At 50.6% G+C, this 16,448-nt stretch carries 9 protein-coding genes; 3 read left to right on the forward strand and 6 right to left on the reverse strand.

Annotated elements, in window-relative coordinates; genetic code table 11:
* Window positions 1–110 precede the first annotated feature (110 nt).
* Window positions 111–2,594 (reverse strand): outer membrane beta-barrel protein, encoded by a 2,484-nt coding sequence (locus ACYVAM_RS03565; RefSeq protein WP_461063971.1) that lies wholly within the window; start codon window positions 2,592–2,594, stop codon window positions 111–113.
* Between the two features lie 241 nt (window positions 2,595–2,835).
* Between ACYVAM_RS03565 and ACYVAM_RS03570 the strand changes: the two genes are divergently transcribed.
* A complete protein-coding gene (locus tag ACYVAM_RS03570) occupies window positions 2,836–3,372 on the forward strand; it encodes a hypothetical protein (RefSeq protein ID WP_461063973.1) in 537 nt (178 codons plus the stop codon).
* A 63-nt stretch (window positions 3,373–3,435) separates the two neighbouring features.
* On the opposite strand, the gene ACYVAM_RS03575 is transcribed toward ACYVAM_RS03570, so the two are convergent.
* From ACYVAM_RS03575 to ACYVAM_RS03595, 5 genes are all read right to left on the reverse strand, one after another.
* On the reverse strand, window positions 3,436–4,146 hold the full coding sequence (locus ACYVAM_RS03575) for an outer membrane beta-barrel protein (protein ID WP_461063975.1): 711 nt from the start codon (window positions 4,144–4,146) through the stop codon (window positions 3,436–3,438).
* 389 nt (window positions 4,147–4,535) lie between these two features.
* Window positions 4,536–5,771 (reverse strand): efflux RND transporter periplasmic adaptor subunit, encoded by a 1,236-nt coding sequence (locus tag ACYVAM_RS03580; RefSeq protein WP_461063977.1) that lies wholly within the window; start codon window positions 5,769–5,771, stop codon window positions 4,536–4,538.
* Window positions 5,772–5,797: 26 nt separating this feature from the next.
* Window positions 5,798–10,186 (reverse strand): CusA/CzcA family heavy metal efflux RND transporter, encoded by a 4,389-nt coding sequence (locus ACYVAM_RS03585; protein ID WP_461063979.1) that lies wholly within the window; start codon window positions 10,184–10,186, stop codon window positions 5,798–5,800.
* Between the two features lie 168 nt (window positions 10,187–10,354).
* Entirely contained in the window at window positions 10,355–10,750 is a 396-nt protein-coding gene (locus ACYVAM_RS03590; RefSeq protein ID WP_461063981.1) for a hypothetical protein, read from the reverse strand.
* 144 nt (window positions 10,751–10,894) lie between these two features.
* A complete protein-coding gene (locus tag ACYVAM_RS03595) occupies window positions 10,895–14,758 on the reverse strand; it encodes a PAS domain S-box protein (RefSeq protein WP_461063983.1) in 3,864 nt (1,287 codons plus the stop codon).
* A 395-nt stretch (window positions 14,759–15,153) separates the two neighbouring features.
* On the opposite strand from ACYVAM_RS03595, the gene ACYVAM_RS03600 reads away from it, so the two are divergent.
* Together ACYVAM_RS03600 and ACYVAM_RS03605 are read left to right on the forward strand one after the other, a co-directional pair.
* On the forward strand, window positions 15,154–15,282 hold the full coding sequence (locus ACYVAM_RS03600) for a hypothetical protein (protein ID WP_461063985.1): 129 nt from the start codon (window positions 15,154–15,156) through the stop codon (window positions 15,280–15,282).
* Between the two features lie 133 nt (window positions 15,283–15,415).
* Entirely contained in the window at window positions 15,416–15,925 is a 510-nt protein-coding gene (locus tag ACYVAM_RS03605) for a BLUF domain-containing protein (RefSeq protein WP_461063986.1), read from the forward strand.
* Window positions 15,926–16,448: the final 523 nt, after the last annotated feature.

The following is a 16,448-nucleotide window of genomic DNA, read 5'->3' on the forward strand; positions in this document are numbered from 1 at the left end:
CCTAAACTAAGTCCGTTATCATTTGTACTGTAGGACGTCTGCTCTGGCGTCTGGCATGATTTACGCTACATCCGCCACCCTACGGCCTATATCATACATCTTATATCTTTCTAGTTGCCTGATTTCACCCGATTCTGTTCGGCCGATGTGGCTGAATTCCGCTGGCGGGCGCTTTTCACGTTTTGATTGCCAAAGCGGTAGGTGAACGTCAGCATAATCCGGCGGCTCTCCCAACGCGATCCAACCCGGAAGTCAATGTCCTGAACCGCAGCGCGACCTCTAAATTGGTTCATCCAGAACGGGTCGTTGACATTCAGTTTCAGGTTGGCTTTTCCATCCATCAGTTTCTTCTGAACCCCGATACTGAACGCACCCATAGGCTGTGCCCGATAGAAGCCATATTGAGAGGCCGAATTATACCAGCCCGACACCTCGGCCGATACTGTTTTGCTCAGCGTAAAATTGTTGGATGTGTACAGATTGAACGCCACCAGCTTCACCTGGTAAGGGGTATCTGAATAAACGGTCTGATAATTCTGGTAGTAAGTGCTGATGTTGTTCTGCATGCGCCACCATTTCGTTACGGGCACCGGGAAACTCATGTTCAGGCTCAAATTGTCCAGATGACCCAAGTTTTCGGGCGTTACATAGGTGATATTCTGAGCGGCAATTTGCCGGGGGGTTTCCTGGTTGATAAAATCCGTTGTCCGGCTGAAACCAAGTGTGGTCGAAAAAGCGCCCTTGAACACGTGGGTCAATTCAACTGAGTTGGTGTACTGGGGCCGTAAAAATGGATTTCCTTTTTGGTAGGTATAGGGGTCCAGGTAGAACACGAATGGATTTAGGTTCTGGTAATCAGGCCGGTCGATCCGGCGGCTGTACGACAGATTCAACACGTTGTTGGTATCGAGTTGACGGGACAGAAACACCGTCGGGAACAGATTCAGGTAATTGCGGTCAACCGTTTGGTTCAGCGTAACCGACGTCCCCGTCGAGTGGGTGTGTTCAGCCCGCAGTCCGGTCTGGATTTTCAGCTTACCCACTTTACCCGCGTAATTGATGTAAGCTGCGTTGATATTTTCGTTGTACTTGAACTGATTCGAGCGGCTGGCGTCGGGCAACCACTGCCGGGTTTCCTGTTGCAGGGTGTCATAAATCGTATTGTTGTCGGCATCGACAAAGCTGCTTTTCAAACCGGCTTCCACCTTGCTGCCGTTTTTCATGGGATGTACATAATCCGTCTTGAAGGCCAGGATGTTAATCACCGATGGCATGTTGTTGCGCACATCCTGACTCGGGCGGTTCAGCGTATTGTCGGGATTGTAATAGATCGTGCTGAGGTTGTTCGAGTTCTGTCCGCCATAGTGAACGTAATCGGCATCGACAGTCCATTCACGCCCTTTTCCGTCAAAATCGTACTTGTAGTTTATATTCCCCGTCACGTTCGACATAAATTCACGGGCATCGGTTTTGGTCGTGGGTCGGCTGGTCAGCTGCCGATTCTGATCGCTGATGTACGTATTGTTCTGGCCATTGGAACGCCAGTCGTTGGTGAAGCCATTGAACAAAACGCCAATCGTACTTTTCGTATTGATAAAATAATCCAGGCCAGCTTTATACGAATGACCAGCAAACTGGTTCGGCCGGAACGAATACTGGTCGAAGTAGGTCGTCTTGCCATTGTACGGAATAGCCCGGTTAATTTCGTTCGTCTGGGCGCTCTGCCGGTTTACATAGCTATAGTTGCCAAACGCGTTGATTTTGCCTTCGCGGTGGTTCAGGTTTAGCGAGGTGTTGAATTTTGGCAGATCGTCGCGGGCGCCCACTAGGTTGTTCACCCAGCCGTAGCCAGTGCCGAGGATGAATGTGCCATTAGTACCAAAATTCTTGTTCTTCTTCATCTTGATATTGATGATCCCCGAATTACCAGCCGCATCATATTTAGAACCCGGATTGGTGATGATCTCAATACTGGCAATGTTATCGCTGGGCGTGTTTTTGAGTAAGTTCGACACTTCCTGCTGCGAGAGATAAGTCTGTTTGCCGTCGATATAGACAATGACACCAGCCTTTCCCTTCAGTTGAATTTGGTCATTCTGCCGGTCGATGGTGACGCCGGGCGCCTTCTCCAGCACTTCCAGCGCGGTGTTACCGCTGGCAACGATGCTGTTTTCCACGTTCATTACAGTGCGGTCGACCTGTTGCTCGATGAATGGTTTCTGGGCAACAACCTTTACCTCGGTCAGGCTTTTGGTTTCATCACTCATGGCTAAGGCGGGAACGCTAACCGTAGGATGGGCCTCGTCGACCGCGAACGGTGCGCTATACGTTTTGCGGTAGCCTATCTGTTGAGCTGCGATCAAGTAGTTACCGGCCCCAACATTTTCAAAAGCATATTTCCCATCGACGTCACTGATGGCGCCTTTCACCAATGTAGAATCGTTGGCTTTCAGCAGCATCATGGTTGTAAACTCAAGCGGTTTCCCTGCTGCGGAACCGACTTGTCCATTTACGGTACCCCGTGTCAGGATTTGTGCAAACCCAGATGATAGAGCAAATAGGCTTAAGAGTGTGGCCGATAAAATAGTTTTCATAATGATAGACTTTTCAGGAGGTTGTGTTCTTCTCTTCAGAAGTACATGGCAAAGGTAGGTAGTGGGCATCACAAAGTACCTGTTCTTACACAAGCGGTCTGAACGGAAGGATAAGCGGATTTTAATGCGGGATTAACTTCTGGAGGGGGAATTCAGACGAAAGACACAAGGAAGAAGTAAACGTTGCACGTTACGATACTTTTTATTTGTACTTTTCGGCAACGTATACATCACATCGTTCATGGCAGTACTTTATACAATCTGGGGGCTCTTAAATATTGGGTTAGGCATTACGCTGTTTGTCGTTTCGTACCGATACTTCCGCTTTTTCTCACAACGGTATGGTTTACTCGCCACCGGCATTCTGTTTCTGCTAACGGTATCCATGTGCCAATCACCAGAAACTAATCAGTCCGCACAAGCTAATAAGGGTCTTTCGACGACAACCGTTTTGATTCCTAACTTTTCCGCCGAGTGGGTAAAACCGTATCAGGCTCGCTTAGTTGATTTGGGTTCATTCCAACTGAATCAAGATCTGATGGTACACCGAAAAAGTCAATCCGATTCGACGCAAATCACTAGTGCAGTCTATTTAACCGGCTTTATATCGGGCATTTTATGGAAACCCATAACCTCAGTTGTAACGGTTGGCCAGGATCGGCATATTCATTACACTTCAGCCGGTGTGCTGGAATGGCGATTGCTCGGCTTACCTCTTTATAATCAGTTGCAACAGTTCACCGGCAGTGTACCCCTCGACAGTTTGCGAACGCAATGATGCGTTCAGCGAAAGCATCATTGCGAAAATCAGAGTCAGTAAGCAAAAGCATAAAAAACTGGTTTAGATTTTGACCCCCACGGCCCATACGCTGGCGTCCGGGCCTTGTCCGGTGCGGAATGGGCTCGTTGGTTCGTACCGGAAGAATAGTTTCGAGCTACCCCGGAAACCCAGTTCGGTGGTAAGTCCCCAGCGTACGGGATTCAGGTTGTAGGAACCGTGTGTTCGAACGGCCGATGCACCTTCTGGCTTCACTTTGGTATAACTATCCAGCCGGATACCGGCATACGCCCCTACCCCCAACGTTAGTCCCGACCGAAACGCGACGTTGATCATCACCGGCAAATTCAGTTGAGCCGTTACGAGTTTCGACTTACGCAGATCAACGTCGGCCTGTTCGATGCTCAGTTGGCCATTCCGATTGACCAGCGTGTTTCTGCCTTCGAACATGAAGTTATTCCAGGCAACTTCGGGGCCGGTAACCAACCGGAGTTTGGTGGCCCCTTTCACCGAAAGCGGAATGCGTTTTTGCCAGGACAGCGCCACAAAGCGAGAGCCAATAGGCCGAAAATCATAGCCCGAAGGCAGCGATCCACCGAAATTATTGAAGCCCAGATAAATGCTAAAATCCGAGGTAATCCGCTCCATCGTTCTCCGGTGGCGAATCGTTGAAACCGTCGAATCAGAGTTGATAATAACGGTCGTCGTTTGGGCAAACGAAGCGACTGATGCGAACAATAAAGCCGAAGCGAGGAGGTGTTTGATCGTTTTCATGGCTGTAGTCAAGATTAGGGTTTAGGAAAATTGATGTTGCGTTTTCTTCAGGTTGTATTCTTTGTGTTAGTTGACAGGAAGATGTGAGAACGGTGGGAAGAGGTTGCATGACTATTGAAAAAATTATCAGTTATTTAACAAAACCGCCCAATGCACAGACTTAATAAATTCGTTATCAGAGTACTTATCAAAAAAAAATAGCTCCTCATCTCAAGGAGCTATTCAAATCTATCTCAGGTTCATTGCGGAGTCAGCTAGCGTTGTTCGCGGCTTCCCTGGCGGTCGGCATTCCTGCCCTTGTGTGTAGTCAGTTTTGAGAAGCGGGCGGCCCCGCTGACTTCACGCCCCCCTCCCCTTTTTTTAGTGGAGGAGCCGGAGGTGGGGTACCCTTACTCTTCTTCGCTGTTGTTCAGTTTAGATAGCAGCCCATACCCACCACGAATCACGATCGGCGTCTTTTGGGGGTCAATGTCGTTGGGCAGCGTAACCGCGATATACCCATTTTCATGCACCCCGGTCTTGATCTCTATCTGCCGAAAATGATAGACGGCGGCTTTAGTATCCTTACGATCAAGTACATAAACGTATGACTTGCCACCATATTCAATGATAGCGGCTTCGGGTAACGCTGGCAGGGGCTGTGTTTTTACATCAACTTGTGCTGATACATAAGCGCCCGGAATAAAATCGCTGCCTGTGCCTTCAGGGTGAGCGAGTACCGAGATGGTCCGATCGGCCGCAATGGCTTTTCCAATCAAAAAGATTGTTCCCTGCCGATTGGGGGCGGCATCACTCCCCATGCCGAAACGAACCATCTGCCCGGTATGAATGCGGCTGATATCTTTCTCGAATATATTCAGCCGAACGTGTGGGTGGTCAACATTCGTGATCTGCACCAGTACATCGGCCGGGTTCACAAAACGGCCATTGTTCACGGGTACGTCGGTCACGTAGCCCGACACGGGCGCTGGCACGGTAATGGTTCGGGTCATGCGGTCGGGGCTCAGGGTAGCTGGATTGATCCGCAGAATTGCCAGCCGCTGCCCCATACCCGCCAGCTGCGCCTGTAAACTTTGCCGACTGGATCGAATTTGCTGGAAAACCTTCAGGGCGTTGACATTATCGCGGCTCAGTTCCTGCTGGCGGGCAAACTCCAGGTCCGCAAATTCCAGTTTGGCTTTGGTATCCAGATAATCCTGTTGCAATTGAATATACTCAGGGTTTTCGAGGACAACCAGCGTTTGGCCTTTCCGGATGCGCATGCCCGGTTCAAGCTGAATCTGGCGGATATATCCGCCAACCGGCACCGACACCGACACCATGTTTTGAGCGGGCACGTCGATAGCCCCATTTACTTTTAAGGTGGTACTAAGAGGCCGAAGCGTCGGTTGGCCCAGCGCAATGGCAGCCATATCATATTGAGCCTGCGTCAGCGAAACGACAACCGGGCCCGAGGGTGCCGTTGCCCCGCCCGAATCGGCTTTAGCGGCTGGCGACTTCTCGTCTGTTTTGGTCTGCCCTTCCTCCGACGTTCCTCCGGACTGGCAGGCCATCGTCCCAATAAAAACGCTGATGAACAAGACAAACAGGCGGAATAACTGAGTTAAATTTATTGAAGAATTCATACGAGTGCAGGAGAATAGCAATGGGCCTATGGATTACCCAGTAAATAATTAATGTAAAGAACCGATTGGTTGTACTGATTCAGCAGATCAAGGTAGTTTGACCGGATTGTGAGCGCCTGCTGGAGAGCCAGCGAAAACTCGACATAGCCAATGTCGCCACTGCTGAACGCCCGGCGGGCATTGGTCTGGATCAGGCCCGCCTGTGTCAAGCCGTTCTGCTCATAATACGTCAGCGCATCCCGGTACTGCTCGTATTGCTGTACCGCCTGCGTCATTTGCTGGCTCAGGGCAAACTGCTGTTGCTGCAACTCCGTCTGGGCGATTTGCTCCCCAATGCGGGCTGCATTGATGCGTGCTTTCTGGGCCTGTCCCAGCAGAGGCAGCGAAATACCAACCTGCCCACCCTGAAAACGATGGCCCGGCCCAAAGTATAATTCCTGGCCGTCAATCAATTGACTACCAACGAGTGTTTGCGTAAATACCCCCACCAGAAAGTCAGGTTTTAGCCGCGCCTGTTCCACCAACCGGCTTTGTTGAGCCACCCTGATTTGCTGGGTCAACTGCCGCAGCAATGGGTTTTGCCTCAGACTAGCGGTATCGGTCGGCATCTGGAGCGACAGTTTGGCCAGTGGCTGATCCACAATATCAACAGCGGACGAACTATACAGTAATGTCTGCAATCGCGTTCGAGCCCCTACCCGATTGGCCTCGTTCTGCGCCAGCCGAACCTGCTGGTCGGCCCGTTGGCTTTCGGCGGTGGCTTTCTCCAGGCTCCCCGTTTCGCCCGTGCGAAACCGAAGGTTGGCCGCCTGTACGAATTCACTCAGCAAGGTGTCCTGTTGCCGAAACAAACGACTCTTCTGATACAGGTAGTTCAGTTCGTAATACGTCGATTTGACCTGGTACTGAATGTCGTTGCGGGTAACGAGCACGCCCGCTTCCCGGCTGGCAACGGTCTGATCGTTCAGTTCGGCTAACCGGCGCATCAGCGCAGGATTTGGAATCGTTTGCGTAACCGTCAGGTTATTGTCGAATCGGCGGGTATTGTATTGACCAAGCATCAGCGTTGCCGATAACCGGCCCGCATCGTAGGCCGTTCGGCGAAGAGCCTGCTGCTGACTCACGCCCAGTCCTGCAATCTGTACCTGTGTATTTCGGCTACCCGCCTGCTGCAATGCCTGCTCCAGGGTGATCGTTTGCATCTGCACACTTTGACTTTGCGCCCGGTAGCCCGTCGACAGGAGCGCCAACAGCAACATCGTGGCTACGGTAGCCGGCTTTTTCGTGGCCGCTTTCGCTTCTTTTTCCAACGATTTCTTTTCCATCAGCGAATACAATATGGGTAAGACGATGAGGGTGAGCAAGGTAGCCGTGAGCAGCCCACCAATTACGACGGTGGCCAGCGGTTTTTGCACTTCTGCCCCCGCCGAATTGGAAATGGCCATCGGAATGAAGCCGAAGGAAGCTACCAGGGCCGTCATGATCACGGGACGCAACCGAACCTCGGCCCCCTGCCGGATAATTTCGGTCATATCCGTTAGCCCTTCCTCGTGCCGGAGCCGGTTGAATTCGGCAATCAGCACAATTCCATTTAGGACAGACACGCCGAATAAGGCGATGAAGCCAACGCCCGCCGATATACTAAAGGGCATATCCCGTAGCAACAGGGCGAAAACGCCACCAATGGCGGCCATAGGAATGGCCATAAAAATGAGCAGACTCTGCCGGACGGAGCCGAACGTAAAAAACAACAAGGCAAAAATGAGCCCCAGGGCAATGGGAACGGCAATGGTCAATCGCTTTTTGGCATCCACAAGGTTCTGGAACTGACCGCCGTAGGTGATGTAATAGCCCGGTGGGTATTTGATTTGCCGACCAACTTTCTGCTGAAGTTCAGCCACGATACTTTCCACATCGCGCCCCCGGACGTTGAAACCCAGGGTAATCCGTCGATGGGTGTTGTCGCGCTGAATCTGGTTAGGGGCCTGCTCCATCGTCACCGTAGCGACTTGACTGAGCGGAATCTGACCGCCTGAGGTGGCAATGTAGGTATTGCGAATATCGTCCAGGCTCTGCCGCTTATCGGCGGCTAACCGCACAACCAGATCGAATCGCTTTTCGCCTTCGAAGACAAGACCCGCCGACTGACCGGCAAAGGCAGTGTTGATCACCCGGTTCACCTCCGACACGTTGAGGCCAAACTTGGCAATCTGCGCTCGGTCGAGCTTGACCAGAATCTGCGACAAGCCACCCACCTGCTCGATGTACAGATCCTGCGCCCCATTGATCGTTCGGATAATACGGCCCACATTAGTTGCGAGCCTGGTCAGTTCCTTAAGGTCTTCGCCGTAAATCTTGAGGGCCACATCCTGCCGGGCACCCGTCATCAATTCGTTGAATCGCATCTGAACCGGCTGTTGAAAGCCAAACGTAACGCCCGGAATAACCGACAGGGCTTCGGCCATCTTGGTAGCCAGTTCATCGCGGGTTTTGGCCGACGTCCATTCACTTCTGGGCTTCAGAATAACCATCTGATCGGCCGCTTCAATGGGCATCGGGTCGGTAGGTATTTCACCGGAGCCGATTTTAGCGACCACCTGCTCCACCTCCGGAAATTGCTTGAGCAGCACTCGCTCGGCTTTTAAGGTCGCATCCACGGTTTCGGAGAGTGAACTCCCGGTAAGTGTGCGCGTATCGACGGCAAAATCCCCTTCGTCCAGTTGCGGAATAAATTCACCGCCCATTCGGCTGAAGAGAAAAATGGTAACCACCAGCAACGATACGGCACCCACTAGAATGAGCAGCCTATGTTTCAAGGCACGCAGCAAAACGGGTTCGTAAAACCGGTAGATCCGGCCCATGATCTTGTCCGAAAACGTTTCTTTATGAACGATCTTTTTATTCAGCATCAGCGCCGAAATCATGGGGACATACGTCAGCGACAGGATAAACGCCCCCAGAATAGCGAAGGCCACCGTCAGGGCCATAGGCCGAAACATTTTTCCCTCGATGCCCGACAGGGCCAGAATGGGTAAATAAACAATCAGGATGATGATCTCGCCAAAGGCCGCCGACGAGCGAATCCGGGCAGCCGACAGAAACACCTCTTCGTCCATTTCGTCCTGTGTCAGGGTTTTGTCCTTGTTGCGGAGCGTAATGTGGTGGAGCGTGGCTTCCACAATGATAACGGCCCCGTCCACGATCAGACCGAAGTCGATAGCGCCCAGACTCATCAGGTTACCCGATACGCCGAACAGGTTCATCATGGCAATGGCGAACAGCAGCGCCAGAGGAATAACGGAAGCTACGACAAAACCAGCCCGAAAATTACCCAGTAGTAACACCAGTACAAAAATCACGATAGTCGCTCCTTCCAGCAGGTTTCGCTCAACGGTGCCGATGGCGCTGTCAACCATTTTTGTTCGGTCCAGAAACGGTACGATCTGAACGCCCTCGGGCAGTGTTTTCTGAATTTCAGCGATTTTGGTTTTCACCCGTTTGATCACTGCCGATGAGTTTTCGCCTTTGATCATCATCACCACCGCCCCAACGGTTTCGCCCGTTCCGTTGCGGGTAACGGCCCCATACCGAACGGCCGACCCGATCTGCACCGTGGCCACATCCCGAACGCGCACTGGTAAGGCTTGCGTACTGAGCCGGATCACGATGTCGCCAATATCGGCCGGCGACGTAATGAGTCCTTCGGACCGGATAAAGTAGGCGTTTGGTTTTTTATCGATGTACGCCCCGCCCGTGTTTTGGTTGTTCTGCTGCAGGGCCGTAAAAATATCGGTGATGGTGATGCCCATACTCTTGAGCCGGTCGGGATCAACTGCAATTTCGTACTGCTTCAACAGGCCCCCAAATCCACTCACATCGGCCACACCGGGCGTACCCAGCAGCCCCCGCCGAATCGTCCAGTCCTGAATGGTTCGCAGGTCGGTGAGGGAATATTTGGATTCGTACCCTTTTTTGGGCGTAACCGTGTATTGAAAAATTTCACCCAGTCCCGTTGTAACCGGAGCCATTACGGGTGTGCCCACACCGGGCGGAATCTGGCCCGCCACGTTCTGAAGCCGCTCGGCAATCTGTTGCCGGGCCCAGTATACATCGGTCGCATCGGTAAAAACCACCGTCACGATAGACAGGCCAAAGCGCGAAAAGGAACGAAGTTCAGTAATGTCGGGAATGTTGGATAAGCTGACTTCGATGGGAAATGTGATCAGGCGTTCGATGTCCTCGGCAGCCAACGACGGGCTGCTTGTAATCACCTGCACCTGATTATTGGTAATATCCGGAACGGCGTCAATCGGCAATTGGGTGACCGACCAGCCACCCCACCCCACCAGGGCAAGGGAGAGCAGGCCTATGATCAGCTTATTGCGGATGGAAAACCGAATAATTGCATTTAACATGGGAAAACGGCAGAATAAAAAATGAACAGCACTTGCCAACCTGGCCGGAAGGCTACATGGTACAAAAGCGAACAACACCGAGTGTGTCAGCTAGTCGCTGTAGAAAGTAGAAATTAGTCTAAAGAAGGCGGTTCATGCACCCGTATGGGCACAATGAGGCTTACCAAATCAACCGATGACCGTTCGGGGTGGGTTGATGAGCGAGAAATCCGACAGGAACGAGTACAGGTCGGCTTTGCGAAAAAAGTCCGCTTTGCTGGCTAGGATGGCCCCAACTGTTGATGAGAAATGGAGTCGGACGGCATTGGGAGAAAAGACAGGTACGGTATGACCACCCGTAGGCAAGTTTTGATGGCTGTGTTTGGGATGTTTCTGGTGTTCTGAATTAGCGCCATAGTGCATGGCCAGAAAATCTATAAAACTCAGCTGAGCATCGGCTACGCGATGCTGCTCATAGTGTTGCATCAACTCGACCCACTTAGCCGATTGGTCAATACTGAAACCAGGCAGCAAACTGCTTCCCAGGATCAGACCAGCCAGTAAGAATGCAACAATTGACTTCATACGAATTGCCTTTCAACCCATTAACGCCGAATGACGTTCAAAGTTTCTTCACTTGCCTTATGCCCGCTAATTTAGAACTAGTCCAATGGTTTGTAGGCGTTTAGAACAGCCTGTCGTGAGACCAGTTCAATGAGTAAAAGCCCTTTACCCGTTAATGGGCAAATAGATCAGAAAGGCAGCGCCTTCGCCCAGTTGGCTGACGGCCGTGATGGCTCCACCGTGATTGGCCACTACTTTCTCACAAATGGCGAGGCCGATACCCGTACCGGCATACTCACTGCGGCCGTGCAACCGCTGGAACACCTGAAAGATCCGGTCAATGTATTTCTCATCAAACCCAATGCCGTTGTCGATCACCTGTATACAGTGATACGCGGCAGCCTCGCGGGCTGGCTTAACCGATGCGGGTAATTGACTGGGCAGAACACGCTTATTCTGAACATGAATGTGTGGTATGACACCCATCTTGCGAAACTTCAGCGCATTGCTCAACAGGTTCTGAAACAATTGCCGCAGTTGCGACGCATCGCCCCGAATAGTGGGTAGTTCATCGACCAGAATTTTAGCACCGGCCTGCTGAATGGCCACTTCCAGATCATCCAATACTTCGGCCACCAGTACGTTTAGTCGCACGGGAGTCGTTCTTTCCTGTCGGGTAGAAATCCGGGAAAAAGAAAGTAAATCTTTGATCAATAAAGACATTCGCTCGGCAGCCACCTGCATTCGCTTTAGGTGGTTAGCTCCATCGCCTAATTGGCTACCATACTGGCTTTTTAGAATGTCGCCAAACGATTGAATTTTCCGAAGCGGCTCCTGCAAATCATGGCTGGCAATGTAGGCGAACTTTTCCAGGTTATCATTGGAACGACGGAGGTCATAATTGGAAGCTTCCAGCTCTTTAGTACGTATCTGCACCTGCTCTTCCAGATTGGCTGCCAGTTCTTTCTGCTCATGAATATCGGTCGCCGTTCCTACCCAGATCGTAATATCCCCGTTCTCATCCCAAATCGGAATAGCTCGGTTTAGATGCCAGCGGTACATTCCATCCGAACCTCTTCGATACCGGTTTTCCACAACAAAATTCGTTCCGTCAGCGAGGGCTTTCTTGTAGGCTTCCAATGTATACGCCAGATCGTTGGGATGCACAACATCCTCCCAATTAATGGATTTCGCCTGCGCGGCATCCAGTCCGGTATAATCATACCAGCGCTGATTGAAAAAATTCATTTCCCCATCGGGCGTGTTGGTCCAGGTCATCTGCGCAATAGCTTCCATGAGTGTACGGAAGCGCAACTCGCTTTCTTCGATGGCACGGCGCGTTATCACCTGTTCGGTCACCTCGATAGCCATGCTCATGATGGCATACACCTGGCCATCGGCATCACGCAGGGGTTTGTAGGTAAAGTTAAAATAATAGCGTTCCAGCTTGCCATCCACCATAATATCGGCGGCCGCTTCCTGAGCCGAATACTGAACACCACTCACATAAACGGTATTCAGAATGTCCAGAAAAGGCTGTCCCTCCAGTTCAGGCAGGGCTTCGAGAAGGGGTTTGTTGAGAACGGTATTGCCTTTGCCCCAGAACTTGAGCATGGGCTCGTTGGGCATTTCAATGACCAGGTTCGGGCCAACGAATAAATTCATAGCCACGGGCGACTCTTCGATCAGGTTGCGAAACCGTTGCTCACTTTCCTGTAATGCTTTTTTTGCCTTTACCTGTTGGGTTACTTCGGTAGCAATAACGATGATACTCGCCGTAGCATCTGTAAGATCCTGTACCGGCGCATAGACAAAGTTGAAATAGGCTTCTTCCAGTTTTCCTTTGCGATGTAGCCAGGCGGGAGTCTCATAGCCGTAGTGGGCATTACCTGAATTAAAAACCTCCAGTAACAACTGGGGAAATTCCTGCTCTTTAATTTCAGGGAGCGCGTCAAGTAAGGGCAGGCCAATGATCGACACATCTTTTCCCCATATCTCTAACATGGGTAGGTTCGCCGTTTCAATGACCATATTTCGCTCATTCAGAATCCCAATAGCCACGGGAGCCTGGTTAATCATTCGCCGGAAACGCTCTTCACTGGCCCGGAGCCTGCCTTCGGCTTCAACCCGGTCGCTAATATCCAGAATGGCGCCAATATACCCGGTAAATGTCCCGCTGGCGTTGTATTGTGGCGTGCCCGTACAAACAACCCATCGAACAGTACCGTCTACGTGCGTTACCCTGAACTGGCTTTCATGATACCGACGTGCCGTAAAGTCGGCCAGCAGCTCTTCGGATGCGCGTTGCCGGTCGGTTTCCACTACATACATTAGCCATCCGTTACCCAGGTGATTGTCGAGCGGAGCGCCCGTCCAGTCGATCCACTTTCGGCTTACGTACGAAATAGCCAGGTGTTCGTCGGTAATCCAGAGCGCTGCCGTTGAGGCATCGGTGATGTTTCGAAACAGCGCTTCACTATCAGAAAGTGCCTGGCGCGTAGCCATTTCGGCACTGATGTCGTTGGCAATAACCAGCAGACCATGGGTATCGTCGCGGGCTTCAGCGATCCGGTTAACATTCACCTGCACCCATCGTTCGGAGGTATCTTTATGAATGTACCGCTTGACCAGACTGATGAAATTCCGTTCACCACGCATAAGCTCCCCGAAGAGCCGACGATTCTCTTCCCGGTCATCGGGATGCGTTAAATCCAGAAAGTTAAAGGTATACAGTTCCGGGGCCGGATAACCCAGTAGTTGTATGAATGCATTGTTCGCTACGGTAAATTTACCGGTATCGTCGGTAAACGTCATGCCTACCGACGCATTGTTAAAGGCAACAGAAAAGCGTTGTTCAGCCTCAAGAAGTGCCTTTTTTTGTTCTTTTTGTTCGGTAATGTCCAGCGCAATACCCGAAAGCGATACGGGTTCACCGGCTGAGTTGAAGAGGTACTGCCCAATTACTTTGACCCAGTGTATGGAGTTGTCCTTCCAGATAAAACGGGCTTCGTAATTTACAGTATTGGTCTGCTTCGCCGTTTCGTACGCCTGATCGCGGATGGAGCGATCGTCGGGATGAAGGTGATCAATGAATGTGCTTCGGGATATAAGACCTTGTTCTTCCCCCGTAAATATGCGGGCGAGCGAAGGCGAATAGAGCATCTGATCCGTCTCGACGTCGATCGAAAAAGAGCCGGAACCAGAGCTTTCAATAGCTATTCGGGCCTGTTGTTCCATCAACGCAGCCTGCTCCTGAGCGCGTACCTGGGTTGTTATCTCCTGTGCTACTCCCGAAAATCGCTGGACATCTCCCGTTTCGGTAAAATGAGTTTGACCAATAAACCGTACCCAGTGTAGCGTACCGTTCTGGCTATTAATTGTCCGGAAAGTAGTATCGTATCTGCCCCCAGATAAGGGATTTAGCGCCCACTGTACTTCTCTATCGACCCGCCCTCTATCATCAGGATGGATATTTTTCAGTGAATCGGTATAACTGACGTTGCCCTTAACCCAGCCTAGTAATCGTTCACAACGCTCGTCCCAACTGGCCAGGTTACGGGCAGGATCGAATGACCAGGTACCCATTTGCGCCGACTCCAGCGCGAAACGAAGTCGCTCTTCGCTTTCGTTCTGTTGCTGCTGCAGGGCGACTCGCTCGGTTATATCCTGCATAGCGCCTACCATTCGCACGGCACGGCCTTCACGATGCACAACGTATCCCCGATCTAAAACAGTAGCCATAGTCCCATCGGCACGAAGAAACCGATATTCAGCTGCCCAATTTAGACCCCCCTCATCAATGAGCTTATGAATATCGTCGACGACCTGTTTCTTATCGTCGGGGTGAATGAAGGTATACCAGAACTCTGGTCCACTTGTATTATCCTGTATGTCGTGGCCAAATAAGGTCTTAAGGCCCTCATTCCACCAGATTGTGTTCGTATTCAAATCCCAATGCCAAACCGCATCACTCGTAGCTTTGGCCAGTAATTCGAATAACTCGCTGGTTGTCACTAAATCGTTTGTCAACTCTTTGCCTCCGCTATCATGTAAAACTCCCCTAGCCCTAAAGTTAAGCAAACAAAAGTACGGAAACGCCCGATTTGTGATGGTTTTACTACTTGGGAAGCAGCAGGGCAAGGGTCAGAAGGCGTTCGGATCCGTTGAGTTAGCTGGAAGCGGCCGAGGCCAAATCGAGCCGAACTCGAGCGTTCCGATTTAACTGATTTAACCGACGTGTATGCTTAATAAAATAAGCGAAATGCTGACTGGAATCCTTTTGTCTGAACTCATCGAGCTGGTCCATTTCATGAATTAATTTCTCTAACTCCGCCTGCCTGGGTAAGACTAGATTCAGTAACGAAGGGATCAGTTACGTATATCTGCACCGACAAAATCGCCCCCTGACGCTCAACAAGATTACCGTGCAGGAAATCTATGAATCGCCATCGTTTTCCTTCCCCGTTTTAGAAAACAGTAACGGGCTGCTGACGGCGATGGCCCTCAACAACGACGTAATAAAGGCTCGACAACTCCTGATCAAGCAACGTTAACGCCATAGATTCAACTTAGGCGGTTCGTGAATGGGGTGAACGAGTATGAATGACGGAATAAAGAAGAGAATGTCCCTCATGTTACTTCTTGTTTATATCGGTAACAATACAGATATTGTCCGTTACTTATCTCTTGAAGAAGTTAGCGAAGAATAAGAAGCTGATTATTAGCCCAAGTGCTATTATACATTTTATTCGTATACGAAATATGAACATGGACTACTGTATTGTTTACCTGAGTTCGTCTAAAGGTATCTTTTCCGATGAAGACTTAAATCGTATCCTCTTTCATAGTCAGAAAAACAACCGTGCGTTAGGTATTACCGGTATCTTACTCTATTTCAACGGCAGCATTATTCAGGTGCTGGAAGGACCTGAAGAGCGGGTGAAATCCCTATACGAAGTTATTCGTCGGGATCCCCAGCATACACAAGTGATTAAGTTATATAGTGATCCAATTGAACAACGATCTTTTTCAGATTGGTCGATGGGTTACAAAACGTTATCGGCCCACGAGTTAGACCATCTCAAGCAAGAGCTTCCGTTTATAAGCGATCCGTATATACCCATAGTCGAGAAAATAGAGAATAATACAATTATGGCGTTGGTAGAGGTATTCTACAAAACCAATTACCGAAATTGAACCCCAAGGTATCAGCGTTGAATCGAGTTTACCCGGGTACCTAACCGAGCTGACTTAGCGTAAGTGCAGGATTGGCTATTGCCGAGTAGCGGCAGCATTCATCACTGGATATCTTTCGCCTTTTAACTGTTTAGTTGCTCAAAGCGTGTTAATTGACCGTAAACAGGCCGATTTCAGCCACTTCCCTCCTGGCTGGCTACCGTTCAGAAAAACCGCCCAACAGTTTCAGGAAAATAGCCTGTGTATCTTCCTAAAATAAGTTGTTCCCGGAACAACGGAGGCAGCTCACATTCATGTGAGCTGCCTCCAAATACCCGTGTTATAAGGATTCAGGAATTTGAAGGTGTATATATTTGTGGTACCACCCGTTTTCTGAGGTAGGACTACTCAAGTCTAGCTGAAATTTAGAATAACCAGGAACGGTGTTAGTCCTTCTAAAATACACCGTCCTGATGTTCTGGTCTACTTTGCTGGCACTCCAGACGCTGGCGATTCGCTCCGGGTACTACGGTATGGCTACCAA

It is taken from the genome of Spirosoma horti, from assembly GCF_054776595.1.